This window comes from Gulosibacter massiliensis (assembly GCF_900626105.1).
In the GTDB taxonomy this organism is placed as follows: Bacteria; Actinomycetota; Actinomycetes; order Actinomycetales; family Microbacteriaceae; genus Gulosibacter; species Gulosibacter sediminis.
In genome coordinates, this window is the sequence record NZ_UYZX01000002.1 from 53,675 (window position 1) to 79,435 (window position 25,761).

The 25,761-nt window shown below is 66.9% G+C and carries 17 protein-coding genes; 8 read left to right on the forward strand and 9 right to left on the reverse strand.

Going from position 1 to position 25,761, the window contains the following annotated elements; all coding sequences use genetic code 11:
* The first annotated feature begins 2 nt into the window (after positions 1-2).
* From EJL01_RS10090 to EJL01_RS10100, 3 genes are all read left to right on the forward strand, one after another.
* Positions 3-1,379 (forward strand): NAD(P)/FAD-dependent oxidoreductase, encoded by a 1,377-nt coding sequence (locus EJL01_RS10090; RefSeq protein WP_125107530.1) that lies wholly within the window; start codon positions 3-5, stop codon positions 1,377-1,379.
* Between the two features lie 142 nt (positions 1,380-1,521).
* Entirely contained in the window at positions 1,522-6,447 is a 4,926-nt protein-coding gene (locus tag EJL01_RS10095; RefSeq protein ID WP_164509794.1) for a type ISP restriction/modification enzyme, read from the forward strand.
* Positions 6,448-6,636: 189 nt separating this feature from the next.
* Positions 6,637-7,548, forward strand: coding sequence for a DNA-processing protein DprA (locus EJL01_RS10100; RefSeq protein ID WP_125107532.1), 912 nt, complete (start codon positions 6,637-6,639; stop codon positions 7,546-7,548).
* A gap of 802 nt (positions 7,549-8,350) precedes the next feature.
* Here the strand turns inward: EJL01_RS10100 and EJL01_RS10105 are convergent.
* Complete coding sequence (locus EJL01_RS10105; RefSeq protein ID WP_241209197.1) at positions 8,351-9,676, reverse strand: aspartate aminotransferase family protein; 1,326 nt, start codon at positions 9,674-9,676, stop codon at positions 8,351-8,353.
* 138 nt (positions 9,677-9,814) lie between these two features.
* Between EJL01_RS10105 and EJL01_RS10110 the strand changes: the two genes are divergently transcribed.
* Complete coding sequence (locus EJL01_RS10110) at positions 9,815-11,341, forward strand: PucR family transcriptional regulator (protein WP_164509795.1); 1,527 nt, start codon at positions 9,815-9,817, stop codon at positions 11,339-11,341.
* A gap of 638 nt (positions 11,342-11,979) precedes the next feature.
* On the opposite strand, the gene EJL01_RS10115 is transcribed toward EJL01_RS10110, so the two are convergent.
* Complete coding sequence (locus EJL01_RS10115; RefSeq protein ID WP_125107535.1) at positions 11,980-13,479, reverse strand: CoA-acylating methylmalonate-semialdehyde dehydrogenase; 1,500 nt, start codon at positions 13,477-13,479, stop codon at positions 11,980-11,982.
* A 208-nt stretch (positions 13,480-13,687) separates the two neighbouring features.
* Here EJL01_RS10115 and EJL01_RS10120 point away from each other — a divergent pair, with 208 nt between their 5' ends.
* Together EJL01_RS10120 and EJL01_RS10125 are read left to right on the forward strand one after the other, a co-directional pair.
* Complete coding sequence (locus EJL01_RS10120) at positions 13,688-15,139, forward strand: aminobutyraldehyde dehydrogenase (protein ID WP_125107536.1); 1,452 nt, start codon at positions 13,688-13,690, stop codon at positions 15,137-15,139.
* Positions 15,140-15,155: 16 nt separating this feature from the next.
* Positions 15,156-15,464 (forward strand): antibiotic biosynthesis monooxygenase family protein, encoded by a 309-nt coding sequence (locus EJL01_RS10125; RefSeq protein WP_125107537.1) that lies wholly within the window; start codon positions 15,156-15,158, stop codon positions 15,462-15,464.
* 16 nt (positions 15,465-15,480) lie between these two features.
* On the opposite strand, the gene EJL01_RS10130 is transcribed toward EJL01_RS10125, so the two are convergent.
* Positions 15,481-16,089 (reverse strand): TetR/AcrR family transcriptional regulator, encoded by a 609-nt coding sequence (locus tag EJL01_RS10130; protein WP_125107538.1) that lies wholly within the window; start codon positions 16,087-16,089, stop codon positions 15,481-15,483.
* Between the two features lie 112 nt (positions 16,090-16,201).
* Here EJL01_RS10130 and EJL01_RS10135 point away from each other — a divergent pair, with 112 nt between their 5' ends.
* On the forward strand, positions 16,202-17,611 hold the full coding sequence (locus tag EJL01_RS10135; protein ID WP_125107539.1) for an MDR family MFS transporter: 1,410 nt from the start codon (positions 16,202-16,204) through the stop codon (positions 17,609-17,611).
* On the opposite strand, the gene EJL01_RS10140 is transcribed toward EJL01_RS10135, so the two are convergent.
* Positions 17,608-18,273 (reverse strand): alpha/beta fold hydrolase, encoded by a 666-nt coding sequence (locus EJL01_RS10140; protein WP_164509796.1) that lies wholly within the window; start codon positions 18,271-18,273, stop codon positions 17,608-17,610. The two genes, EJL01_RS10135 and EJL01_RS10140, sit on opposite strands and share 4 nt — an antisense overlap.
* Before the next feature lie 80 nt (positions 18,274-18,353).
* Here EJL01_RS10140 and EJL01_RS10145 point away from each other — a divergent pair, with 80 nt between their 5' ends.
* On the forward strand, positions 18,354-19,265 hold the full coding sequence (locus EJL01_RS10145; protein WP_125107541.1) for a DMT family transporter: 912 nt from the start codon (positions 18,354-18,356) through the stop codon (positions 19,263-19,265).
* On the opposite strand, the gene EJL01_RS10150 is transcribed toward EJL01_RS10145, so the two are convergent.
* From EJL01_RS10150 to EJL01_RS10170, 5 genes are read right to left on the reverse strand one after another with little or no spacing between them, the layout of a single operon-like run.
* A complete protein-coding gene (locus tag EJL01_RS10150) occupies positions 19,262-21,307 on the reverse strand; it encodes a D-alanyl-D-alanine carboxypeptidase (RefSeq protein ID WP_125107542.1) in 2,046 nt (681 codons plus the stop codon). The two genes, EJL01_RS10145 and EJL01_RS10150, sit on opposite strands and share 4 nt — an antisense overlap.
* On the reverse strand, positions 21,304-22,137 hold the full coding sequence (locus tag EJL01_RS10155; protein ID WP_241209198.1) for a serine hydrolase: 834 nt from the start codon (positions 22,135-22,137) through the stop codon (positions 21,304-21,306). Before EJL01_RS10155 ends, EJL01_RS10150 begins: the two co-directional genes overlap by 4 nt.
* A 3-nt stretch (positions 22,138-22,140) precedes the next feature.
* On the reverse strand, positions 22,141-23,799 hold the full coding sequence (locus EJL01_RS10160) for an ATP-binding cassette domain-containing protein (protein WP_125107543.1): 1,659 nt from the start codon (positions 23,797-23,799) through the stop codon (positions 22,141-22,143).
* Positions 23,799-24,707 carry an ABC transporter permease gene (locus EJL01_RS10165; protein WP_206427730.1) on the reverse strand — a complete coding sequence of 303 codons (909 nt, stop codon included), beginning with the start codon at positions 24,705-24,707 and terminating at the stop codon, positions 23,799-23,801. The genes EJL01_RS10160 and EJL01_RS10165 overlap by 1 nt, the downstream gene beginning before the upstream one ends.
* Positions 24,704-25,747, reverse strand: a complete 1,044-nt coding sequence (locus tag EJL01_RS10170; RefSeq protein WP_125107544.1) for an ABC transporter permease — start codon at positions 25,745-25,747, stop codon at positions 24,704-24,706. The genes EJL01_RS10165 and EJL01_RS10170 overlap by 4 nt, the downstream gene beginning before the upstream one ends.
* Between the last annotated feature and the right edge of the window lie 14 nt (positions 25,748-25,761).

The following is a 25,761-nucleotide window of genomic DNA, read 5'->3' on the forward strand; positions in this document are numbered from 1 at the left end:
CCATGATCAACGGCAACGTCTCGCACTGGTGGACTGATCTGGGCACGCCCGTGCCGCGGCCCGGGGTCGAGGGTGATCTCGACGTTGACGTCGCGATCGTTGGTGGTGGGTATACCGGCCTGTGGACCGCCTACTACCTCAAACAGGCGAAGCCGGATGCGCGCATCGCGATTCTCGAGGCGCGCTTCTGCGGGTTCGGGGCGTCGGGCCGCAACGGCGGCTGGCTCACCAACTCGGTGACCGGTGGCATCAACCAGTACGTGTCGACGCACGGGCGCGAAGCGGCGCGCGACTTCCAACTCGCGATGAACGCGACCGTCGACGAGGTGATTCGCGTCGCGGCCGCCGAGGGCATCGACGCCGACATCGTCAAGGGTGGCGACCACGAGGTCGCCTATGCGCCCGCGCAACTCGCGCGGCTCGAGGGGATGCTCGCCGACGACGAGTCGTGGGACGGCATTGGCGGCTGGCAGCGACTCGACGCCACCGCGGCGAAGGAGCGCATCAACGTGGCCGGCACGCTCGGCGCGCTCTGGTCGCCCCACACCGCGCGCATCCATCCCGCGAAGCTCGCCCGCGGGCTGAGCGAGGTCGTCGCCAAGCTCGGGGTCGAAATCTACGAGGGCACGCGTGTTGATGAGATTCGGCCCGGCGAAGCCGTGACCGCCACCGGTACCGTGCACGCGGGGGCCGTGATTCGCGCGACCGAGGGCTTCACCGCAGGGCTGCGCGGGCTGCACCGCGAGTGGCTGCCGATGAACTCGTCGCTCATCGCGACCGAGCCGCTCAGCGAGGGGCAGTGGCAGCACATCGGCTGGGAGGGCCGCGAGGTGCTTGGCGATTTCGCGCACGTCTACATGTACGCGCAGCGCACCGCCGACGACCGCATCGCGTTCGGCGGCCGCGGCGTGCCGTACCGCTGGAACTCGGCGACCGACGACGACGGCCGCACCCAGCCGGTCACCGCCGGCTCGCTTCGTGACTTGCTCGTGCGCTTCTTCCCCGTGCTCGACGGCGTCGACATCGACCACCTTTGGTCGGGCACCCTCGGCGTCCCCCGTGATTGGGCGGCCACCGTCACCTTCGATCCCGCGACCGGTCTCGGCCACGCGGGCGGCTATGTCGGCACCGGCGTCGCCACAACGAACCTCGCGGGCCGCACCCTGCGCGACCTCGTGCTCGGTCGCGAGACCGAACTCACCGCGCTGCCCTGGGTCGGCCACCGCGTTCGCCGCTGGGAGCCCGAGCCCCTGCGCTGGATCGCGACCCGCGTCATCTACGGTGCCTACGGTGCCGCCGATCGAGCCGAATACGGCGGCCGGGCGACGACCTCACCCCTCGCGCGCATCGCTGACCTCGTGTCTGGACGATCGCACTAGCGACTCGCGGTTCCCAAACGGAGAAATAGCCGGGCCGAATGGATCGGTGCCCGCTCGGTGCGCATCACCGGCGTCGCTGGCCACAACTATGCTCAGATCAGCGCTTCTACGTACTGCGCAATTGCCGAGCACAAGGAGTCTCATGGTTGAGTTCACGCCGTCGAGTGGTCACACCGAGTTCGATCGGCTGCTCGATGAATTGCGCGGGCTTGCCGATTCGAAGCGCATGCAGGGCAACTATTTTGAAGAGCTCGTGCGGCACTTCCTCGAGCAGGATGCGACGTGGGGCGCGCAGTTCGAACACGTCTGGCTCTGGAACCAGTGGCCGGGCAGGTCGGGTGCAGATATCGGCGTCGACCTTGTTGCGCAGCGGCCCGATGGCACGCTCACGGCAGTGCAGACGAAGTTCTTTGCCGAGTCACACCGTGTGAGCAAGAACGACCTCAATTCGTTTCTCGAGGTCATGGGTCGCGGTATGTTCACTGACGGCATTTGGGTCGACACGACCGCTGTCACCTGGTCGGGCCACGCGACCGAGGCACTGAAGAATCGTGACAAGCCGGTTCGTACGGTTGGGCTCGACCAGCTTCGGCACTCGAACATCGACTGGTCAACTTACGAGGTGCTCAACCCGAGCAACGCACCGAAGCAGTTCGAACGCAAACAACTGCGCGCACATCAGCATCGTGCGGTGCAGCAGGTGATGGATGCGTTCGGTCGCGAGGTTGAGCGCGGCAAGATGATCATGGCCTGTGGCACAGGTAAGACATTCACGGCGCTGAAACTCGCTGAGCGGGTGACGCGTGACCTGAGCCACGGCACCGCGAACATCCTCTTCCTCGTGCCCTCGCTCGCGTTGCTGCAGCAGACCCTCGAAGAGTGGTCGAAGGAGCACGACCCCGAGGTTGAGTTCACGGCATTCGTAGTTGGCTCAGACGAGACGATCGGGCGCCAGAAGACCGGCGACATTACGAGCGTGCGCCTCGACGAGTTGCCGGTGCCGGCCACCACCGACGGCAAGGTGCTCGCCCGCGAGTACGAGAACCACGCCTCTGGCGCCGAAGGTATGACGGTGGTCTTCTCGACCTACCAGTCGATTCAGGCGGTGCACGAGGCGCAACAACTCGGGCTCGAACGCTTCGACCTCGTCATTTGCGACGAGGCCCATCGCACCACCGGGGTCACGCTCACCGACGAGGACGAATCGGCGTTCGTGCGTGTGCACGACAACGACTACATCGATGCCGAGCGACGCGTGTACATGACCGCGACACCGCGCATCTTTAACGACAATGTGAAGAACACGGCCCGCGAGAAAGACGCCGAGCTGGTATCGATGGACGACACAGAGCTCTACGGCGAGGAGCTCTACCGCTTGTCGTTCGGCCAGGCCGTCGAGCAGAACTTGCTGACCGATTACAAGGTGATTGTGCTCGGGGTCGCCGAAGATCAGATTGCCACGTCATTCCAGGCGCAGCTTGCCGACACCACCTATGAGTTGCCGATCACCGACGTTGCGAAACTCGTCGGATGTTGGAATGGCATGGCGAAGCGACAGTCGGGCGAGCTCGCCGATGGCTTCGGTGGCGACACCGCGCCGATGCGACGCGCGGTCGCGTTCGCGAAAGACATTAAGGCGTCGACGCGCATCGCGAACGAGTTCCAGTCGCTCGTCGAAGATCACCTATCCGACATCGACAATGACGACCCGACCGACGACCTCACGGTACAGGTGCTGCACGTCGACGGCACAATGCGGTCGGTAGAACGCCAGGAACGACTCGACTGGCTGAAGGAGGACGTCAAGACCGACCGACAGGGGCGACCGATCGCACGCGTGCTCACGAACGCGCGCTGTCTCAGCGAGGGCGTCGATGTGCCGAGCCTCGACGCGGTGCTGTTCCTGAGCCCGCGCAAGTCGCAGGTCGACGTCGTGCAGGCAGTTGGCCGCGTCATGCGTCGCGCCGAGGGCAAGCAGTTCGGCTACATCATTCTGCCGATCGCGATTCCGGCCGGGGTGACGCCCGAGCAGGCGCTGGGTGAGAACGAGCGCTACAAGGTGGTCTGGCAGGTGCTGCAGGCCCTGCGCGCACACGATGAGCGGCTCGATGCGGCGATCAACCAGATGCCGATCAGCGGCAAGGCGCCCGAGACGATCGTCGTGCAGACAATTGATCTGACCCCGAAGCCGCGTCAGGGTGCCGAGAACACGATCGGCGAGCACGCGAGCGAAGACAGCGGTGATGATGCGGGCGGCGCTACCGTGTGCGCACCGAGCAACGGGCTCACTACGCTGCCCGGTCTCGGTGGCGCGTTCGACGCGGCATGGAAGGACTCGGTCTATGCGAAGCTCGTCAAGCAGGTCGGCGACCGCATGTACTGGGATGACTGGGCGCACGACATCAACGAGATTGCTGGGCGCTTCATCACGCTCATCACTGCCCACCTCGATGCGCCCGAGACCGACCCGCGACCCTTCCAGAGGTTCGTGAAGGCCCTGACCCAAACCGTCAACCCCGAAGTCGAACGCGACGAGGCGATCGAGATGCTCGCCCAGCACATGATCACTCGTCCGATCTTCGACGCGATGTTCCCCGAAAGCGAGTTCTCAGCCGAGAACCCGGTCTCGCGGGCACTCGATAAGGTGATTGCGCAGTTCAGCGAGAATGACGCCTTCGCGAAAGAGCTCGTGCCACTCGAGGCGTTTTATGCGAAGGTCACGAGCCGAATCCGCGGGCTCGACAATGTGTCGGCGAAGCAGCAGATGCTCGTGACGCTCTACGACCGGTTCTTCTCGCAGGCGTTCCCGAAGCTGCGCGACCGCATGGGCATCGTGTTTACGCCGGTCGAGGTGGTCGATTACATTCTGCGTTCGGCCGACGTGCTCGCGCGCAGCGTGTTCGGTAAATCACTTTCGGACGAGGGCGTGACCGTGCTCGACCCATTCACGGGCACCGGCACGTTCCTGACGCGCCTGCTGCAGATCGGGCTGATTCGGCCCGAAGACCTCGAGCGCAAGTACCGGCACGAGTTGTTCGCGAACGAAATTGTGTTGTTGAGCTACTACATCGCGGCGGTGAACATCGAAGCCGTGTTCCGGCAGGTGTTGGCCGACGCGGGGGTCGAACCCGAGGGCGACGTCGGGTTCCCGGGGATCTCGCTCGTCGACACGTTCGCGATGTACGACCGCGAGAACCGGGTCGCGGGCGATGTGTTCCCCGCAAACTCGAAGCGCATCGCGGGGCAGCTCGACTCGTCGATCAACGTGATCGTGATGAACCCGCCGTACTCAGTCGGGCAGTCGAGCGCGAACGACAATAACCAGAATGCGAAGTATCCGGGCGTGGATGGGCGCATTCGCGCGACGTACGCCGCGAAGTCGACCGCACAGAATAAGAACGGACTCTACGACTCGTATTACCGAGCACTTCGGTGGGCGACCGACCGCATCACCGGCCAACGCGACGACAGCGATGGTCGCGGCATCGTCGCTTTCGTCTCGAATAGCGGCTTTGTCGACGGCAACACCGCCGACGGCGTGCGGCTCACCTGGGCCGACGAGTTCGACGACATATTCGTGTTCAACCTGCGAGGCAATGCGAGAACGCAAGGCGATTCTCGGCAGAAGGAAGCCGGCAACGTATTCGGCGAAGGCAGTCGCACGGGAGTCGCGATCACGCTTCTCGTGAAGTCAAGCAACAGTTCTGAGCCCGCCCGGGTGCACTACTGCGACATTGGCGACTACCTCACCCGCGAAGAGAAGCTGCAGCGCCTCGTTGACGATGGGAGCGTCGAGCGCACCACGTTCACCGAGATCACGCCGAACGAACAGGGCGACTGGATCAACCAGCGCGACGAACGGTTCACGACGTTCCAGGCAATTGGGTCGAAGATGGCCGGATCAGTCTTCGATGTCGCTTCAGCTGGTCTGAAGACCAATAGAGACGCGTGGTGCTACAACTACTCGCGCAGTGCTGTCGAGTCGAACATGGCTCGAATGATTGCCAATTACAACCGCTTTGTTTCAGGCGACACATCAGTTGATTCTGCAGCGCAGATCAACTGGAACCGAAGCTTAAGGTCAGACGCTCGGCGCCAGCGCCTGCATGAGTATCGACCAGATGCCGTGCGACTCGGTACGTACCGACCATTTACACGCCAGTGGGTCTACTTCGACCGTCCCATGAACGACATGATCTATCAGCTCCCCCGACTCTGGCCGACACCGGCTCATGAGAACGTGGCTATCGGCGTGCAGCGAGAGAACCGGCGAGAATTCTCTGTACTCCTTGCTAATCAACTGGTTGATCTGGAGTCGGTGTCTAAGGCTCAATACTTCGCCCGATACACCTGGGAGCCGGTCAGCGCCGATGACGGTGGGTTCAACCTCGACCTGCTCGGCGCATCCGACGAAGCCGTGGAGGTCGACGGCTACAGGCGAGTCGACAACATCACCGACGAGACGCTCGCTGCCTACCGCCTGGCCTACGCCGACGAAGCGCCGGCGCTGTCAAAGGACGACATCTTCTATTACGTGTACGCGCTGCTGCACCATGGAGAGTACCGAGAGCGGTACGAGGCCGACCTCAAGAAGCTGTTGCCGCACATCCCTCGCTGCCGCGGTTTCGCGGAGTATGTGCGCATCGGTCGCGGACTTGCCGAACTGCACTTGGACTATGAAAACGTGCCGGCGTGGGACGGGCTCGAGTCGGAGCTTGCCGTCTCGACGCCCGACGACCCCTACGAGTTGTACCGAATCAAGAAGTTGTCGTGGACGAAGCGTACGAGCCGCGCCGGGCTAAAGTACAACGACTACCTCACGATCACCGGCATTCCCGAAGCCGCGAACGACTACAAGATCGGCGGCCGCAGCCCGCTCGAGTGGATCATCGATCGCTACCAGGTCAAGCAGGACAAGGCCTCGGGCATCGTGAACGATCCGAACGACTGGCTACGCGAACACGAGAATCCGCGCTACGTAGTCGACCTCATCGCCTCGCTTGTGACCGTCTCAATGCGCACGCAAGAGCTCGTTCGCGCACTCCCAACGTTCGACGTCATCGAGTAGCCTTGAGCCAATCGTTCAGCCCGCCCAGTTGTCTGGAGTGGGCTGGATTTCATTCCACTACGGTGGGATACGCAACTGGCGCTCACCAGGCTGGTGACGCATCTGGTGTCAGTGGCTTCGGTTACCGTTGCGGGAAGACGGCATCTAGGTGGGGCGCTCGTGCAGACCTTGGAGAGGCGGCGTTGACCTGTGGGGACGAACACTTACGAGAATGAAGCAGCTGCGCTTCTTGCCCTCTTGCGTTCGCGCCCGAAGGGGCGCAGCTGGGGTTCGATTGCGTTCGAAGTTGCAGCCGAAGGAAGCGCGCTCGCCATCCTGCGAGAAGAAGATGACGCGCTTATCCCGAACCCTGCGGTCGATGCAGAGCTGAGCACAAGCGCTGCAGACCTAGCTGCATGGTCCGCAGCGGGCTACCGGCTCACTACGGTTCTCGACTCGGACTACCCCCGGCGCCTTCGGGATATTCGCGAGATGCCGCCCTTCCTATTCTATGAGGGGGATCTCCGAGCGGATGACGATGGGATGTCAGTTGTCGGCTCCCGTGCCATCACCGAGCGCGGTCGAGCCTTCGCTCAGGCCACCGCAGAGTTCTTGGTCAGCGAAGGCTTGACGGTAATCGCAGGCCTGGCCGAAGGAATCGACACCGCGGCGCACCGCGCGGCTCTGGACGCCGGCGGACGTACGGTTGCCTTCATCGGCACCGGGATTTCACGACGTTATCCGGCGAAGAACGCGGCCCTGCAAGAGGAAATTGCTCAGCGAGGCTTGGTGCTCTCGCAGTTTTACCCGGACGCCCCGCCGACGAAGAGTAGTTTTCCGATGCGAAATGCCTCTATGTCCGGCTATGGACTGGCGACGATCGTGATCGAGGCGGGCGAACACTCCGGTACGCGCATCCAGGCTCGTCTCGCCGGCGAGCATGGGCGCCCGGTTATCCTCACGAGCGACGTAGTGGAGTCCACCCAGTGGGGTCGCGCTCTCGCAGCTGCCCCTCACGTCTCCGTGGTGAGTAACCTCGCCGAAATGCAGGACGCAGTGCGGAGTATCCGATCAGCCCCAGATCGTCTCAATAACGCGCTCGGCGCACTGCTCGCCTCATGAGCCGTGACCTGCCTGAGAACGTCCAGGCGGTCGCTGACCAGTTGGAGCTGACGGCCGGTAGTTATCTTCAAAGCACGATTCGTGATCCGGGGCATACCTGCGACGTCTGCGGTAGTCCAGTGAGCTCGTCATACGCGCGATGTGTTCATTGCACAAAGCACGCGGAGAGTGGCCACCCACTCGCCGACAGAGTAGGGTCCCTGATCTACGCGAGCAAGCCGGACTCGCAGTCCTATCTCCTAGTGCGGAACTATAAGACGCTAGCTGCAGGACCGAGCATCAAGCTCCAGATGGCGGCCCTGTTGGCGCTGGGGCTCAAGGGACACACTCAGTGCTTGTCCGCTCTTGTTGGCGCCGGCGTCCAGGGCTGGGCAGTAGTTCCCTCCACGCGGGGGCGTGCTGTGCTTCACGACCTCGTCCAACGGATAGCTCGTGCTGGCGCACGAGAGATCCACATTGACTTCACCGGGTCTTCGCGATCCGACCGAGCGCTGCATCCAGAATTCTGGAAGGTGGATACATCAGCTGAGGTCCCTGATCATGTGCTTCTTGTCGATGACTCCTGGGTAACAGGTTCGCATGCGCAAGGAGTGGCCAGCGCGCTGAAGACTGCAGGAGTCTCGCAAGTCTCCATCTTTACCGTCGCGAATGTCCTTGATAGCAACTGGGACGCGAACCGTCGTTTCATCAAGAGTCACTTAGCGCCCCCATCATTCGACAAGTCCCGATGTCCCTGGACCGGATCGGACTGCCCATAACACTTCGGGGCGCGAGCTCATGATTAACGGCAGCACGAGCAGAACTAGCTGACAGCCTCGCTGCGCAGCACCTCGGCGACGACGTCGAGGCCACGGTTCAGCTCCTCGGACGAGATCGTGCACGGCGGCACGATGTGGATGCGGTTATCGCTCGTGAACGGAATCACGCCACGCGCGACGAGCGCCGCCTTGACGCGGCCCATATACTCTGCCGCGACGGGGGTGCGCGCCGCCGCGTCCGACACGAGCTCGATCGCCCAGAACACGCCGGTGCCGCGCACCTCGCCGATCACGTCGAGCTCCTCGGCGAGCTCGCGCAGGCGCGGGCCGATCACGTCGGTGCCGAGCTCGCGGGCGTGCTCGACGACGCCCTCGTCGGTCATCGTCTCGATGGTCGCCACCGCCGCCGCCGTCGCGAGCGGGTGGCCCGAGTAGGTGAGGCCGCCGGGGAACACGCGCTCGTCGAACGCCGCCGCGATCTCTTTCGAGATGATGACGCCGCCGAGGGGTACGTAGCCCGAGTTGACGCCCTTCGCGAAGGTGATGAGGTCGGGCGTGACGCCCTGGGCTTGGAACGCGAACCATTCGCCGGCGCGGCCGAAGCCGGCCATCACCTCGTCGGCGATGAGCACGATGCCGTAGCGGTCGGCGAGCTCGCGCACGCCCTGCAGGTAGCCCGCCGGCGGCACCATGATGCCGGCGGTGCCGGGGATCGACTCGAGCAGAATCGCGGCGATCGTGGTCGGGCCCTCGTGGCGAATCACCGAGTCGAGGTGCTGCAGGGCGCGCTCGCACTCCTGCTCCTCGGTCTCGGCCCAGAACTCGCTGCGGTAGAGGTAGGGGCCGAAGAAGTGCACGTGGCCGGTGGCGTACTCGTTCGGCTGGCGGCGCCAGTCGCCGGTCGCGACGATCGCGGCGCCGGTGTTGCCGTGGTATGAGCGGTAGCGCGAGAGCACCTTGTCGCGGCCGGTCACCTGGCGGGCGAGGCGAATCGCGTTCTCGTTTGCGTCGGCGCCGCCGTTCGTGAAGAAGACGCGGTCCATGTTTTCGGGGGCGTGCTCGAGGATGAGCTCGGCCGCCCCCGCGCGAGTCTGGTTCGCGTGCGCCGGCGCGATCGTGAGCAGCTCATCCGCCTGCTTCTTGATCGCCTCGACGACGCGCGGGTGCTGGTGCCCGAGGTTCGTGAACACGAGCTGGCTTGAGAGGTCGAGGTACTCGTTGCCGTCAAAGTCGACCACCGTCGAGCCGTGCGCGGTCTTGATCGGCAGCGGGGCGAGCTTGCCCTGGGCCGACCAGGAGTGGAACACGTGCGAGGTGTCGTACTTGGCGACCTCGGCGTTGCTCAGGTTGGTGAGGGTGGTGTCGGTCACGTCGGCTCCTTTGACGGTGGGGTGGTCTGCTCCCAGCATTGTGCCCCCGCTGCCTGGTGGCGAGTGCCGTTCTGTCGAACATGACGGATGCTCGTAGACAGATCCGCACCGTGCGTCGGCTACGCTGGCGGTGTGGTGATGACGCTGCGAACACTCCTGGCCCACTCCGCGCTTGGCCTGCGCCTGGCCCGGCCGCTCGAGGTACGAGACGAACAGCTCGACGAGAGGGTGTCGTGGGCGCACTCGTCGAACCTCGAGCATCCCTCGCCCTGGCTCGAGGCGGGCCAGCTGCTACTCACCGACGGCACGCAGTTCGGCCGCCAGCACGACGCGGCCGCCGAGACAGAGTACGCGCGCGAGTACGTGCGGCGCCTGCGCGACGCGGGCATCGTCGGGCTGGGCTTCGCAGTGAACGTCGCGCACGCCCGCGTGCCGGCCGAGGTCATCGACGCGAGCCTCGAACATGAGCTGCCGCTGTTCATCGTGCCCTCGTCGACCCCGTTCATCCGCATCTCGCGCACCGTCGCCGATGCGATCGCTGCCGAGCGCAACGAGCGCCTCGAGTGGTCGAACCGGGCGCAGCGCGCGATCGCTCGCGCGACCCTGCGGCCCGACGGCCTCGCCGCCACCCTGCGCGAGCTCTCGGCGCAACTCGACAGCTGGGTCGCGCTCTATGACGCGCTCGGCCGCCGCGTGCAGGTGCAGCTGGGGCGCCCCGTGCCGCCCGAACTCGAGGCCGAGCTCGCGGATGCCGTGGCAGGCCAGCTGCGCGGCCGCCGGCGCGCCGCGGCCCGCCTCGCCTCAGCCGAGCACAGCGTGACGCTGCACACGATCGGCCAGCCCGACCGCTTGCGCGGTGTGCTGGCGATTGGCTCGGGCGCGCCGCTCGACGCCGCAGGCGCGCAGCTGCTCGCGAGCGTCGTCGGCATCGCCTCGATTGCGATCGAGCAGTCGCGCGTGCTCGACAGTGCGCGCCGCAGCCTGCGCACCGGCGTCGCCGAGCTCTATCTCGCCGGCGCGACGGCCGCGGCGGGCGACGCGCTGCGCGACCTTGGTACCTGGGTGCCGGTGGGCCGCGTGCGGGTCATCGTCGCCCGTGGCGTAACCGAGTGGACGCGCGTGCTCGACGAACTCGAGTTGCTCGCAGCAGCCAACGACCTCACGTTCGCGCGCCACCGTGACGAGCTGCTGCTCGTCGTGCCCGCCGACGCCGAGCTGCCCGAGCCGCTCGCCCGCGAGGAACTCACGGCCGGCGTCTCCACCGCGGTCGACGTTGCCGACATCGCGCAGGGCTACGAGGATGCGCGGCACGCCCTGCAGCGCGCGGCCCGCGCCGGCGAGGTCGTCGAGTTCGACAAGCTCGCCGAGCACGGGCTGCTCGCCTGGCTCGATGCCGAGCAGGGGCGGCTGCTCGCGGCCCGGATGCTCGCGGAGCTGCGCGATCGCGACGACGCCGATGAGCTGCTCGCCGCCCTGCGCGCCTGGTTCGCCCACAATTGCGCGTGGGATCCGGCGGCACGCGAGCTCGGCATCCACCGCCACACCCTGCGGGCGCGAGTCGCGGCCGCGGCCGCCGCCACGGGCTACGACCTCGAGGACTTCTCGGCCCGCGCGCAGCTCTGGCTGGCGCTGCAGCTGGCGGGCCCTACGCCTACAGCTGGGTGAGGGCCCATGACGCGTCGCGGAGCCACCGGTTGCCCTGGGCGTCGGTGAAAGTGACGCTTTGGACCGGCTCTTTACCGTTCCTCGGCACCTCATAGGCAGGCGCGGACGGACTCGTCGGGCAGAGGTTGCCCCACTTGTACTTTCGTCGTCCCAGACCTCGTACGGGCCGGGCGGTAGCTGGCGCAGCCTGATGGGGGTCAGCTCGGTGCCGTCGAGCTTGCGAACTTTGGCCTTCACTTCGAAGACCGTGGCGGTCGAACCGTTCTCGAAGTGGAAGCCGTACTTCGTGGTTGGGCCAGACGGATCCTTCACTCCCCACACTGAGATCAGGGACGCCTGGTGCCGGGTCTCTAAGGTGTGACGCTCTTTCTCGCGAGTGAGTTCGATGTTGAGCTGCTCCGACGCACTCTGCGCCTGGCTTTGCGCCGATCTCCATGCCGTGAACGCGAAGATTCCGGCGATGAACGCGGCGAGAACCGCGACCCATTCCGCGACTGAACCGAGCTCCATGACTGTCTCCCCAACAGTTGCTGTGCTCCGGTCAGGAATACGTCTATCGGAAGCGGGAAACAAAGTGAGTCGAATTTACGGATTTTGACGCGAGAATCCGTAAATTCGACTCACTTTGGGTGGTGTCCCTAGTCGTTCTTGGGGAAGCCGAGGTTGATGCCGCCGTGGCTCGGGTCGAGCCAGCGAGTCGTGATCGCCTTCTGGCGGGTGAAGAAGCGCACTCCCTCGGCGCCGTGAGCCTTGGTGTCGCCGAACAGCGACTCCTTCCAGCCGCCGAACGAGTAGGTCGCGATCGGCACGGGAATCGGCACGTTGACACCGATCATGCCGACCTCGATCTCGCGCTGGAAGCGGCGGGCCGCGCCACCGTCGTTCGTGAACACGGCGGTGCCGTTGCCAAACGCACCGTTATTGATGAGGTCGACGCCCTCGTCGAACGAGGCGACGCGCACGATGGAGAGCACTGGGCCGAAGATCTCCTCGGTGTAGACGCGCGAGCTCGTGGGTACCTTGTCGATGAGCGTCGGGCCGAGCCAGAAGCCGCCGGCCTCGCCATCGACCTCGATGCCGCGGCCGTCGACAACGACGTCGGCGCCATCCTCGAGTGCGACATCGATGTAGCCGGCGACCTTGTCGCGGTGCGCCTGCGTCACGAGCGGGCCCATGTCGCAGCCGCGACGGCCATCGCCCACGCGCAGCTTGCCCATGCGTTCGGTGATCTTCTCGATGAGCTCGTCGGCGACGGGCTCGACCGCGACGACGACCGAGATCGCCATGCAGCGCTCGCCCGCCGAGCCGAAGCCGGCATTGATTGCCGAGTCGGCGACGAGGTCGAGGTCGGCGTCGGGCAGCACGAGCATGTGGTTCTTGGCGCCGCCGAGCGCCTGCACGCGCTTGCCGTGGGCGGTGCCGGTCTCGTAGACGTAGCGCGCGATCGGGGTCGAGCCGACGAATGAGACGGCGTCGACCTGCGGGTGCGTGAGCAGGCCGTCAACCGCAACCTTGTCGCCGTTCAGTACGGTGAAGACGCCGTCGGGCAGGCCGGCCTCCTGCCAGAGCTTCGCGATCCAGATCGCCGCTGAAGGATCCTTCTCGGAGGGCTTGAGGATCACGGCGTTACCCGCGGCGATGGCGATGGGGAAGAACCACATCGGCACCATGGCGGGGAAGTTGAAGGGCGAGATGATCGCCGCGACACCGACCGGCTGGTGCACCGAGTGGATGTCGAAGCCGGTCGAAATCTGCTCGGAAAAGTGGCCGCGCAGGTGTGCGGTGATGCCGCATGCGTACTCGACGACCTCCTGGCCGCGCGAGATCTCGCCGAGAGCATCGTCGAGTACCTTGCCGTGCTCGGCGGTGATGATCTCGGCGAGCTCGCCCTTGCGTGAGTCGAGCAGCTCGCGGAACTTGAAGATGATCGAAGTGCGCTTCGCGAGCGACACGTCGCGCCACGAGTGGTAGGCCTCGTGCGCGCTCTTCACGGCGACGTCCACGTCGGTCTGCTCCGCGAGCACGACGCGCTTCGTCTCTTCGCCGAGCGCCGGGTCGAACACGGGGGCGGTGCGGCTGCCTTCGGGGGTGACTTCCTTGCCACCGATCCAGTGCGGAACAACCGGGAGGTTCGTCATGAGAGTCCTTTCATCGGGTCTGTCATGGACGCTACGGGGGCCCGTGCTCCGGCAAACTGTCGGCATTGTCGAATCTCGTGGCTCCAGTTGCCAGATTGTCATGACCGCGCCGGAATCGATCTGGTGAGATAGGGGTACCGAAGCTTTGAAAGAGTGATACGAGATGTCCAAGATCGCTGAATTGACCTGGCAGCAGCCACTCAACTGAATCGATGGCGAGTACGTGACCGGCGCCGGCGAGCGCCGCGTCGAGGTGCGCGACCCCGCCCTCGACGAGGTGATTGTCGAGCAGGCCGAGGCCTCGGCTGAGCAGGTGGATGCGGCGGTCGCGGCCGCGCGTCGCGCCTTCGCCGACTGGTCGCGCCGCACTCCGGGCGAGCGCAGCGATCTCATGCACGCCTGGGTGCGCGACCTGCGCGAGCACGAGGGCGAGCTCGCGCGCTGGGAGTCGCGCCAGTGTGGCAAGCCGTTCAAACTCACGACACTCTTCGACGTGGCCGGCTCGATCGACAACGTCGCCTTCTACGCGGGCGCCGCCCGCCAGCTCGAGGGCAAGGCGCAGGCCGAGTACTCGGCCGACCACACCTCGTCGATCCGCCGCGAGGCGATCGGCGTCGTCGGCTCGATCGCGCCGTGGAACTACCCGCTGCAGATGGCGGCCTGGAAGATCCTGCCCGCCGTCGCGGCAGGCAACACGATCGTGCTCAAGCCCGCCGAGATCACCCCGCTCACCTCCCTGCTGTTTGCCGAGTCGGCGGCCCGAGCGGGCATCCCCGCCGGAGTCATCAACATCGTCACCGGCGGCGGCCGCTCGGTCGGCACGCACCTCACGACGCACCCCGAGGTGAACATGGTGTCGTTCACCGGCTCGACCGAGGTCGGCCGCTCGATTGCGTCGACGATCCCCGGCAAGCGCCTCCACCTCGAGCTCGGCGGAAAGGCCCCGTTCGTCGTGTTTGACGACGCCGACCTCGACGCCGCCGCGAACGGCGCGGTCGCCGCCTCGTGCATCAACACCGGCCAGGACTGCACCGCCGCGACTCGCGCCTACGTACACGAGTCGGTCATCGACGAGTTCGTCGCGAAGACCGCCGCCGTCATCGACACGGTCAAGCTCGGCACCCCCGACGACGAGCAGACCGACCTCGGCCCGCTCTCGTCGCGCGGCCACCAGCAGAAGGTCGCCGCGATGGTCGAGCGGGCGGTGGATGCTGGCGCCACGGTCGTGCGCGGCGGTCACGTGCCCGAGGCTGCCGGCTACTTTTATGAGCCGACGCTGATCACTGGTGCGGCCCAGGATTCCGAAATCGTGCAGGACGAGGTCTTCGGCCCCGTGCTCGTGGTGCTGCCGTTCTCAAGCGACGACGAGGCGATCGACCTCGCGAACGACACGCCCTACGGCCTCGCCGCATCCGCCTGGACGAGCAACGTCTACCGCGCGAACCGCGCCTCGCGCGAGATCGACGCGGGCTGCGTGTGGATCAACGACCACATTCCGATCATCTCCGAGATGCCCCACGGCGGCTACAAGGCCTCGGGCTACGGCAAGGACATGTCGGCGTACTCGCTCGAGGAGTACACGAACGTGAAGCACGTGATTCAGGACATCACCGCGGTGGCGAAGAAGGACTGGCACCGCATCATTTTTGCGGGGGAGTAGGGCTAGGCTTCGGGGCATGCCTATCGTGAAGATCAATGCCATTGACGTGCCGGAGCAGGCGGGCCCCGAACTCGAGCGCCGCTTCGCCGAGCGCGCCGGCACCGTCGAGACGTCGCCGGGATTCCGCGGCTTCAAGCTGCTGCGCCCGACCGCCGGCGAGACGCGCTACTTCGTCGTGACCGAGTGGGAAGACGAGGAGTCGTTCGTCGCGTGGCGCGACGGGGATGCTCGTGCCGCGCACTCGGGCGAGCACGGCAAGCCCGTGGCAAGCGGCGCGAACCTGCTTGAGTTCGAGGTCGTGCTTAACGTTGAGCCCACACCGTAGGTCTTCTGCGGAGTAATTACTGCACGATCTCGCGCAGCATGGCGCAGTGTTCGCGGTAGTTGTCGAGAGGCGTGATCGTTTCGCCCGCCTGGTACCGCTGCCCGAGCGCCTCCCAGCTCGTGTGCCAGGTCGTCATGGCGAGGTCGGTGATGATGAGCGTCACCGACCTCTTCAGTGAGGGGCAGTGCTCGAGCACGATCGCCTGCAGCACCTTCGACGTGCGCTGCAGCTGCGCCGCCGCCTCCTCGAGCAGGGCGGGCTCGCTCGCGAACATGAGCGCGGTGCGGATCGAGATCTGATTCCGCTCGGCCGACTCGCGGATCTCGGCCTCGAGCATCGCCTCGATCTGCTGGAGCACGCTGCTCGGCGAGCCATCGACCGGCACGAACGCCTCGATGCGGTGCTGAAAGTCGAGCTGACCGGGGATGCCGGCGTGCTCTTTGTTGTCGAAGTAGCGGAAGAACGTGCGGGCCGAGATGCCCGCCGCTTCGGCGATCTCGGCGACCGTCGTGGCCTCGACGCCCTGCCGCTCGAACAGCGCCATTGCTGCCTCGTGGATCTCGTTGCTCGTTTGCACACGACGGCGATCGTTGAGCGAGCGTCCGTCGTTGGCCATGGTCGTCATTTTGTCACGCTCCGGTTTGCGGGGTGTTTCGAAAATTTCTCTCTTGGCATATTACGTCAGAGTGTCACAGTGTGCCATACTTGGTCGTTCGCAAAAATGAGAGGGCGACAACATGACGCAGACGCTGACGCAGCCACGCACACTTTCGACGGGCAAACTCGTCGCCATCATCGGCACGCTCGCGGTCGCGGCGTTCGTTATGATCCTCAACGAGACGGTGCTCACCGTCGCGCTGCCGTCGCTCATGGCCGACTTCTCGATCTCGTCGCTCACCGCCGGCTGGTTCACCACGGGCTTCCTGCTCACCATGGCCATCTGCATTCCGCTCACCGGCTACCTGATGCAGCGGTTCAGTACGAAGATGCTCTTCCTCGTCGCCATTGTGCTCTTCGGCGTCGGCACGCTCGTCGCGGCGCTCGCGACGAACTTCGAGACGATGCTCGTCGCCCGCGTCGTGCAGGCGCTCGGCACCGCGGTGATCATGCCGCTGCTCATGACCACCACCCTGCAGCTCGTGCCGGCCGAGCACCGCGGTTCGATTATGGGCCTCAACACCGTCGTCATCTCGGTCGCCCCGGCGGTCGGCCCCACCCTCGCGGGCCTCGTCATCGACGCCTTCACCTGGCACGCCCTGTTCTGGGGCATGGCGGTGTTCGCCCTGCTCGCGCTCATCGGCGGCGGCATCGCGCTGCCGGCCGGTAAGGGCCAGCCCGCCGGTCGCCTCGACGCCGTGTCGATCCTGCTCTCGGTCGTCGGCTTCGGCAGCTTCGTCTACGGCGTCTCGGGCATCTCTGAGATCGGCGAGGGAGACTTCGTGCCGGTCGTCGCCCTCGTCGTCGGTCTCGCCGCGCTGAGCGTCTTCGCGGTGCGGCAGCAGTCGCTCGTGCGCCGGCAGGCGGCGCCGCTGCTCAACCTCGCCCCGCTCAAGGACGGCACGTTCGTGCGCAGCCTGCTCATTATCGGCATCACCTTCGGCGCGATGCTTGGCACGGTCGTCGTGCTGCCGGTCTACCTCGAGAACGGGCTCGGCCTGAGCACCGCGGCAGTCGGCCTCTCGCTGCTGCCGGGCGGTCTCACACAGGCGATCATCGCGCCGATCGCCGGCCGCATCTACGACCGCAAGGGCCCCGCCGTGCTTGTGATTCCCGGCGCGCTCTTGCTCACCGCCGGGCAGTGGGGCCTCGCTACCGTCGGCGCCAGCACCGAGGCGTGGTTCGTCATCCTCTGCCACTGCGTCTTCAGCGCGGGCATGGCCCTCATCATCTCGGCGCTGCTGACGCACTCGCTCGGCTCGCTGCCGCGCGACATGTACGGCCACGGTTCGGCGATCCTCAACACGTGGCAGCAACTCGCCGGCGCCATCGGCACGGCGCTGTTCCTCACCGCGTTCGGTATCGCACAGACTGCTTTCGGCGACGTGGCTGACGCGGGCCGCTACCCCTTCATCATCGGCGGCGTACTCACGCTGATCACGGTCGGGCTCGCGGTGACGATCCGCAAGCACCCCGAGGCGACGGCCTAGAGCGACTCGACCCAACCGCTCACCGCGGCGGCGAAGCGCTGCGGGTTCGTCTCGTTCCAGAGATGGCCCTCGCCGGGCACAATCTGCAGCTGCGCATCCTGCATCGACTCGACGACCTCACCCGAGCCCTTGTGGTTCGCGCGGTCGTTGCCGCCGACGAGTACGAGGGCGGGGCACTGGATGCGGTAAAGCTCAGGCCGCAGGTCGAGGCCCGACATGCCGTCGAGCACCGACAGTAGGTCCTGCTTCGTAATGCCCGAGCCACCCTCCTCGATCGTCGGGCCCGCGAGGTAGCGCTCGGGCAGGGCGCTCGAGATCGTGCGCTGCATCTTCAGCAGCGCCCGGGGCGAGCGCGCGAACGGCGCGGAGAGCACGAGGCCCTTCACCAGCCCGGGCTCGAGCGCGGCGGCGCGGATCGCGATGAGCGCCCCCACCGAGATGCCGACGAGCACGCCCTCCTCGTCGGTGCGGTCGGCGAGATCGTCGAGCACCCACCGCGCGGCCGCATCGAGCGAGAACCCCTCGGGCGCCGGCGCGCTGATGCCGGGGATGGTCTGGGCCACCGCGTCGATGGATTCGGGCAGCTGCGCCATCACCGGATCCCAAACTCGCGGCGACTGCGGACCGGCATGGATGAATTCAACGCAGGTAGGTGAGGTCATGCATTCCATTCTTCACGGACGCACCCGAAGAGTAGGCTCACACAGTGAGCGAATTGACAACCCCGCGAAGAATCGTGTTCATGTTGACCGCTGTGGTTGTTGGAATCTGCAGTGCGACCCAGGCTCGCGTCAACGGCTCGCTCGGCGCCTCGGTCGCTTCGGGCGTGCACGCCGCGACGATTTCGTTCCTCGTCGGCCTCATCGTGCTCATCCTCATCACCCTGTGCGTGCCGAGCGCACGCCGGGGTCTCTTCGCGGTCGTCAAGGCCGTGCGTACCCGCAAGCTGCCCTGGTACGGCCTGGGCGGTGGAGTGCTCGGCGCGGTGTTCGTGCTCGCGCAGGGTGTCTCGGTGCCGACCCTTGGCGTCGCGATGTTCATGACCTCGATGGTGCTTGGGCAGCTACTCGGCTCGCTGCTCGTCGATGCCACCGGGTTTCTCGGTGCCCCGAAACGCGGCATCTCGCTGTTCCGCGTGCTCGGCGCGATCCTGACCGCCATCGCGGTCGTCGCGATCGGCCTCGGCACCGAGCTCACGGCCGCGAAGATTCCGCTGCTCGTGCTCGGCGTCTTCGCCGGCGCCTGCATCTCGCTGCAGATGGCCGTCACCGGCCTCGTCAATGCGCACTCGCGCGAGGCGGTCGCGCCCGGCCTCGTGAACTTCTTCGTCGGCACCGTCGTGCTCGCGATCGCCGCCGTCATTGCCCAGTCGGTGGGCTGGGTGCGACTCGCTCCGCTGCCGGGCGCCGACGAGTGGTACCTCTACGTCGGCGGCGCGCTTGGCGTGCTCTACCTCATCGTCGTCGCCGCAGTCGTGCGGCACCTCGGCGTCTTCCTGCTCACGCTCTCGGTCGTCGCGGGCCAGCTCATCGGCGCCCTGCTGTTTGACCTCGCGGCCGGCCATGTCAGCATCCTCGTGCTGATCGGCGTGCCCCTCGCGTTCCTCGGAATCGTGGTGGCCAACCTGCGCACGGTGCGCCGCCCCGGCAACTAGCCGAGCGCATCCCCGTCGAGGTGCAGCCGCGTGACGAGATCGTCGACCGCCTGCCGCGTGGACGGTTCGACCGGCACTTCGAGGTCGCAGCCGAACACCGCGAACACGAGCTCGCGCCCGCCGACGGTGCGCACCACGCCCGCGAGCGAGTGCACTGAGTTGATGTAGCCGGTCTTCGCCGCCACGGCGTCGCCGACCACCCGGTTCGCGCCAACGAAGCGGTTCGCCGACATGGTGCTGCCCGTGCGCATGAGCCGCTCGAACATGAGCCCGGCGGGCCCGTCGCCGCGGTGGCCGCGTCGCATCAACTCGGCGATTGTGCGCGGAGTCACGCGGTTTTCGTCGCTGAGGCCCGAGCCGTCGACGATGTTTGCCGAAGTGACGTCGAGTCCGAGCTCGGCTGCCACGGCGGTGAGCTCGCGGTGTACCGAGGCGAACGAGGCGTCGCCACCGCGCGCGATCGCGACGAGCTTGCCGAGCGCCTCCGAGAGCGCGTTGTCGCTCGAACGCAGGATCTCCCGCACGAGCATCTCGACCGGCGCCGACTCGGTCCGCGCGAGTTCCTCGCCCATGAACACCTCGTCGGCCCGCGCGCGGCGCAGCTCCGGCCCGCCGAGCAGCGCCGCGAAGTGCTTGCCGACGCGGCCCACGGGGTTGTCGGTGCGCGGGCTGTCGGCAAGCACGGGGTCGTCGCGGTCGCCGTCGACCTCGAGCGCGCTGATAAAGGGGATGTACCCCTCCGGCGCGCGCCCCTCGACGTCCCACGACGGGTGCCACTCGGCCCCCGCGAACAGCCGGTCGTCGAGCACGACGCGCGTCACGTCACCGACTCGCTTGCGCACGAGCGCGGCGAGCGTGTCGAGGTGCGCTGGCTGCGGGTAGAACGTCGGCTGCCCGCTCGGCACGCGGCTCAGGGTGACGTCGCCGCCGCCGACGAGCACGATCTCGCCCGGCTCGGCGCCCGCGAGCACACGGGTCGGGATGCGGTGGTCGGGCCCGAGCACGTGCAGCGCGGCGGCGCCGGTCAGGGTCTTCATGACGCTCGCGGTCGGCGTCGGCTCGTCGGCCTTGCGCGCGAGCAGCTCCTCGCCGGTCTCCGCGTCGAGCACGAGGATGCGCGGGTCGCGCAGGCGCGCATCCGCGGCGGCGGCCTGGAGGCGCTCGAGCGACGGCGCGCTCGTGGGCGTCGCGACCGGCACCGCCGCATCCCGCGCCGCGCGGCGCTTTGGCCGCGGGTCGACCCAGCCGAGCGCATCCCCAATCAGCAGCCCGATCTCGGCCATGGTCTCGAGTACGGGCCCGCGCGCGTCCTCGTCGCGATCCCACTGCGCGAGCGCCGCGTAGGCGACGCGCTGCGTCGGCGTCATCACCATGCCGATGTCGGCGCGCACGGTCGTGAGCGTGCCGGTCTTGTTCCAGAACCACACGCCGTTGTCGAAGGTGTTGTGGTCGGGGCCGTCGAGGTCGAAGACCGAGCCGACCATCGACAGGTCCATGCCCGCGCCGAACCAGCCGCGGAGCACATCCGAGGAGGCGGGGGAGAGCCCGTCGCCCCGCTGCACCCGCTCGACGAAGTCGACCAGCTCGCTCGCGTTGCCCTCCGACAGCCGTGGCGCCATGCCCGGCGGAATCGGCCAGCGAATGATGTCGTTGAGCCGCGAGTGCTCGTAGCCGAGCGCTCGGGTGTGCTCGGTCACCGCGTCCAGCCCCACGACCCGCGCGAGCGTGTTCGTCGCGGAGTTGTCGCTTACCGCGCCGATGAACGCACCGAGGTCGTAGAGCGAGAACGTCGGCTGCTGCAGCAGCTGCCAGATGCCCGAGCCGCCAATCAGCTCGCTCGGTCGGCGCGCGACCACCTCGTCGAGCGAGCGCGTGCCCTCGTCGACCTCGCGCAGCAGCCGGTGCAGCAGAAACACCTTGCCGATGCTCGCGGTGCTGAGCACGCGGTCGGGCCTGTGGCTGAGCAGCTCCTCACCCGTGTCGATGTCGCGCACGAGCACCGACCAGCGGCAGCCGTAGTCGTTCGGGAACTCGATGGTCATGCGTCGCCCTCCTCGTCGCGCGCGAGGCCGGTTACGTGGCGGCGAATCTGCTCGCCGAGCTCGCGCATGGTGTCAATGGTCGAGGCCCGCTTGTCGCCGACAGCCCAGTTCGCGCCGACCGCGTAGGCCACGCCCGCGCGCGGCCCGCGCAGCACGCCGACGTCGATGCGGGCGGTCTCGATGCTGCCGGTCTTATGCCGCAGCACCATGCCCTGGTATTCGGGGCCGACGTGCGCGAGCGAGTCGAGCAGAAACGCGTCGGCGAGCATCGACGTGTCGGCGTCCGAGCCGAGCCAGTCGAGCACCTGCCGCGACACGTCGCGCGAGACGATCTCGCCCCGGTCGAGGCGGCGCATCACGTCGGCGAGCTCGCGCGCGGTGCCGTACGACGGGGTCCACGGATGCTCGGGGGCGCGCTCGTCACGGATGTAGTCGAGCAGCGCCGTGTCGCGCAGCCCGAGCTCACCCGCGACGGCGCGCACGCGCTCGAGCCCGCAGAGGTGAATGAGCGCGTTCGTCGCGAGGTTGTCGCTGAACGCTGCGACGAGCAGCGCCGCGTCAGCGACCGCGACGCGCGGGTCGGTGAAGCGGTAGAGGATGCCCGAGTCGGCGACGCGATGCTCCGCCGGGATCTCGACCCGCGCATCCGCCCGCAGCGTGCCGTCGAAGAGCCGGCGCGCGACCTCGACGAGCAGGAAGATCTTGCCGACGCTCGCGGTCTTGAGCTGCGCATCCGGCTCGTGCTCGAGCAGCACCTCGTCGCTGTCGAGCGCGACGATGCGGATGCTCCAGCGCACCTCGGGCCGCAGCGGCGGCAGCGTGAAGGTCACTGGCTACACCTCGTCGGCCACGGGGCGGATGCTCGGGGCGGCATTGAGCAGCGTCTGCGTGTACTCGTGCTGCGGGTCGAGCAGCACCTGCTCGGTCGGCCCGTGCTCGACGATCTCGCCGTGGTACATGACGGCGACCGTGTCGGCGATGTTCCAGGCAAGCCCGAGGTCGTGGGTGATCACGAGCGCCGCGAGCCCGAGGCGCCGCCGCAACGAGAGCAGCAGGCCGAGGATCTCGCCGCGCACGGAGGCGTCGAGCGACGCGACCGGCTCGTCAGCGATGAGCATCTCGGGTCCGAGCGCGAGGGCGCCCGCGATGACGACGCGCTGGCGCTGCCCGCCCGAGAGCTCCTGAGGAATCGCGTTGAAGAACTGCTCGGGCGGCGAAAGCTCGGCGTCAATGAGGCTCTGGCGCACGCGCTCCATCTCGTCGCCGACGAAGCGCTGGATGCGCAGGCCCTCGGCGACCGACTCGTAGACGCTCATCTTCGGGTTGAGCGCGGCAGAGGGGTCTTGCAGCACGAGCTGCACCTGGTTGTGGAACGCGCGCAGCGCCCGGCCGCGCGTGGGCAGGGGTGCCCCGTTGAACTGGATGCTCGACCCGGCGTCGGCGGGCTGCAGCCCGATGAGCGTGCGGGCAAGCGACGACTTGCCCGAGCCCGATTGGCCGACAAGCGCGAGGATCTCACCGCGGCGCACCTGCAGGTCGACGTCGCGCACGGCACGCACGAGCCGACCGCCGGAGCGGTAGGTGACGCCGACGTTCTTCGCGTCGAGCAGCAGCGGCGCATCGTCGGCGACCCCCGCATCCGCCGGCTCGTCGGCATCAGCGTGCCGGGTCACCGGCCGCAGGCGCGAGTTGGGGTCGCCGATGGTGGGGAAGGCGCTCGCGAGCTTGCGGGTGTACGGCTCACGCGGCTCGAGGCAGATCTGCTGCGACGGGCCGACCTCAATGAGCTCGCCACCGCGCATCACCGCGATGCGCTCGCAGGCGGTCGCGAGCACCGAGAGATCGTGGCTGATCATGAGCAGCGAGATGCCGCGCTCAGCGACGAGGTTCGAGATCATCGTGAGGATCTGTTCCTGCACGATCACATCGAGGGCCGTCGTCGGCTCGTCGGCGATGATGATGTCGGGCTCGCAGGCGAGCGCCATCGCGATCATGACGCGCTGCCGCTGCCCACCCGAGAGCTCGTGTGGGTAGGACTGCGCGCGCTCGGCCGGCAGGTCGACGTCGGCGAGCAATTGGGCGACACGCCGCTTGCGCGCCGACTCGGTCTTCCAGGAGTCGGAGAGGTGCAGCTCGAGTGCCTCGATGATTTGCTGGCCGACGGTGCGCACCGGGTTGAGCGAGTGCATCGCGCCCTGGAAGATGATCGATGCCTCTGCCCAGCGCAGCGCGCGCAGCTGGCCGAAGTTGAGGTCGGCAAGGTCGGTGTTGCCGATGAGCACGCGGCCCGTGAGCTTCGAGGTCTTCGGCAGCAGCCGCAGCACGCTCATGACGAGCGTCGACTTGCCCGAGCCTGACTCGCCCGCGATGCCGAGGGTCGAGCCGGCGGGGAGTTCGAGGGTCACATTCTTCACCGCGTGCACCTCGCCGCGGTCGTTGCGGCCCGAGGTGCGGTAGACGATCGAGACGTCTTCAAACAGCAGGTCGGGCATCAGCGCTTCCTTAGCGTCGGGTTGAGGATGTTCTCTACGGCGCGGCCGATCAGCGTGAACGCGAGCACGACGAGCACGATCGCGAGGCCGGGGATGAGGATGTACCACCAGTAGCCGTTCGAGGCGCTGGATGCGTCGGTCGCGTTCTTGAGGATCGTGCCCCACGACTGCGTGAGAGGGTCGCCGAGGCCAAGGAACGCGAGGGTCGATTCGGCGATGATCGCCGAGCCGATCGTGAGGGTGGTGTTCGCGAGCACGAGCGGCAGCACGCCCGGCAGCAGGTGCTTCAGCATGAGGTGCCAGTGGCCGGCGCCGAGTGCGCGCGAGCGTTCGATGTAGTCGCGCGACTCGACGGCGAGGGTCTGGGCGCGCACGACGCGGGCGGTGCCGGCCCACGAGGTGAGGCCGATCGCGATGATGATCGTGAGCGTACCGCGCTCAAGCACCGACGAAAGCACGATCGCGAGGATCAGCGAGGGCAGCACGAGGAAGAAGTCGATAATGCGCATCATCAGTCCGCCGAACCAGCCCCGGAAGTGGCCCGCGGCCATGCCGACGATCGTGCCGATGATCATCGACATCGCGGTTGCGGCGATGCCGACGGCGAGCGAGGAGCGTGCGCCCCAGACCATGCGCACCCAGAGCTCGCGGCCCTGATTGTCGGTGCCGAGCAGGTGCTCGCCCGAAGGCGGCGCGAAGCGGTCGGGGGTGCCGATCTTCGTGACGTCGAGCATCCAGTCGGGCGCAATGATCGGCGCGATGAGGGCGATGGCGCCGACGATGACGAGGAACACGAAGCCGAACATGCCGGCCTTGTAGGCCGAGAAGTCGCGGCAGAACTGCGAGAACGATTTCCACTGTCGGGCCCGGGCCATCTGGCCGGGAGAGCGGGTTGCCGTGGTGGTCATGCGCGCCTCACTCGGGGGTCGAGCTGGCGGTAGATGAGGTCGGCCAGCAGATTCATGACGATGATGATGCCCGAGAACACGACGAAGGTGCCCTGCAGCAGCGGGAGGTCGGGGCCCTGGATGGCCTCGAAGGTGAGCTTGCCGAGACCGGGCCACGAGAAGACCGTCTCGACCGTCACGGCGCCGGCGATGAGGCCGCCGATGTGCATGAACACGAGCGTTACGGTGGGCAGCAGCGCGTTCGGCACGGCGTGGCGCTTGCGCACGAGGTCCTCGCGCAGTCCCTTTGCGCGAGCGGTCGTGAGGTAGTCGGCGTTCATCTCCTCGATGAGCGAGGAGCGCATGACCATGAGGTATTGGGCGAACACCACCGCAACCATCGTGAGCACCGGCAACACCATGTGCGAGATGACGTCGAGCGTGAGCCCGAGCGGATCAGTGGGTGCCCCGGGCGAGCGCATGCCGCCGGTCGGGAACCAGCGCAGGGTACCGCCGAAGACCATGAGCAGCAGCAGGCCGAGCCAGAAGGTCGGCACCGACCAGAACACGAGCGAGATGCCCGAGGCGATCTTGTCGAACGTGCCGCCGTGGCGCCAGGCCGCGCGCTGCCCGAGCCAGAGGCCGAGCGCGATCGCGATGATGGCGGCGGTGCCGGTGAGGAGGATCGTCGGCCAGAAGTACTGGGCAATGAGCTCCGACACCGGTCGGCGGTAGACGTAGCTCTCGCCGAAGTTGAGGGTGAAGACATTGCCAATGAAGTCGAAGAACTGCTGGAACAGCGGCTTGTTCAGGCCGTACTGCTCGCGCAGCGTCTCGATCTGCTCGGCTGACATGGGCCGCTCCCGGGCGATCTTGGCGACAGGGTCGCCCGGGAGCAGCTTAAAGGCGAAGAAGCCGAGCAGTACCACCATCACGAGGCTGATCGCCGCACCGCCAAGCTTGGCGCCGAGGTAGCGCCAGAACGAGGAATCGCGTTGCGGTTCCTCCGCCTGCGCGGTGGTTTGAATAGCGGATGTTGACGGTGGTACTGCATTCGACATGTCGGCTCGCTTCG

Coding starts and splice junctions, on each gene's coding strand:
- EJL01_RS10090 (WP_125107530.1), top strand. CDS start 3: ATGATCAACGGCAACGTCTCGCACTGGTGGACTGATCTGGGCACGCCC.
- EJL01_RS10095 (WP_164509794.1), top strand. CDS start 1,522: ATGGTTGAGTTCACGCCGTCGAGTGGTCACACCGAGTTCGATCGGCTG.
- EJL01_RS10110 (WP_164509795.1), top strand. CDS start 9,815: ATGACGCTGCGAACACTCCTGGCCCACTCCGCGCTTGGCCTGCGCCTG.
- EJL01_RS10115 (WP_125107535.1), bottom strand. CDS start 13,479: ATGACGAACCTCCCGGTTGTTCCGCACTGGATCGGTGGCAAGGAAGTC.
- EJL01_RS10125 (WP_125107537.1), top strand. CDS start 15,156: ATGCCTATCGTGAAGATCAATGCCATTGACGTGCCGGAGCAGGCGGGC.
- EJL01_RS10130 (WP_125107538.1), bottom strand. CDS start 16,089: ATGACGACCATGGCCAACGACGGACGCTCGCTCAACGATCGCCGTCGT.
- EJL01_RS10135 (WP_125107539.1), top strand. CDS start 16,202: ATGACGCAGACGCTGACGCAGCCACGCACACTTTCGACGGGCAAACTC.
- EJL01_RS10140 (WP_164509796.1), bottom strand. CDS start 18,273: ATGACCTCACCTACCTGCGTTGAATTCATCCATGCCGGTCCGCAGTCG.
- EJL01_RS10145 (WP_125107541.1), top strand. CDS start 18,354: ATGTTGACCGCTGTGGTTGTTGGAATCTGCAGTGCGACCCAGGCTCGC.
- EJL01_RS10150 (WP_125107542.1), bottom strand. CDS start 21,307: ATGACCATCGAGTTCCCGAACGACTACGGCTGCCGCTGGTCGGTGCTC.
- EJL01_RS10160 (WP_125107543.1), bottom strand. CDS start 23,799: ATGCCCGACCTGCTGTTTGAAGACGTCTCGATCGTCTACCGCACCTCG.
- EJL01_RS10165 (WP_206427730.1), bottom strand. CDS start 24,707: ATGACCACCACGGCAACCCGCTCTCCCGGCCAGATGGCCCGGGCCCGA.
- EJL01_RS10170 (WP_125107544.1), bottom strand. CDS start 25,747: ATGTCGAATGCAGTACCACCGTCAACATCCGCTATTCAAACCACCGCG.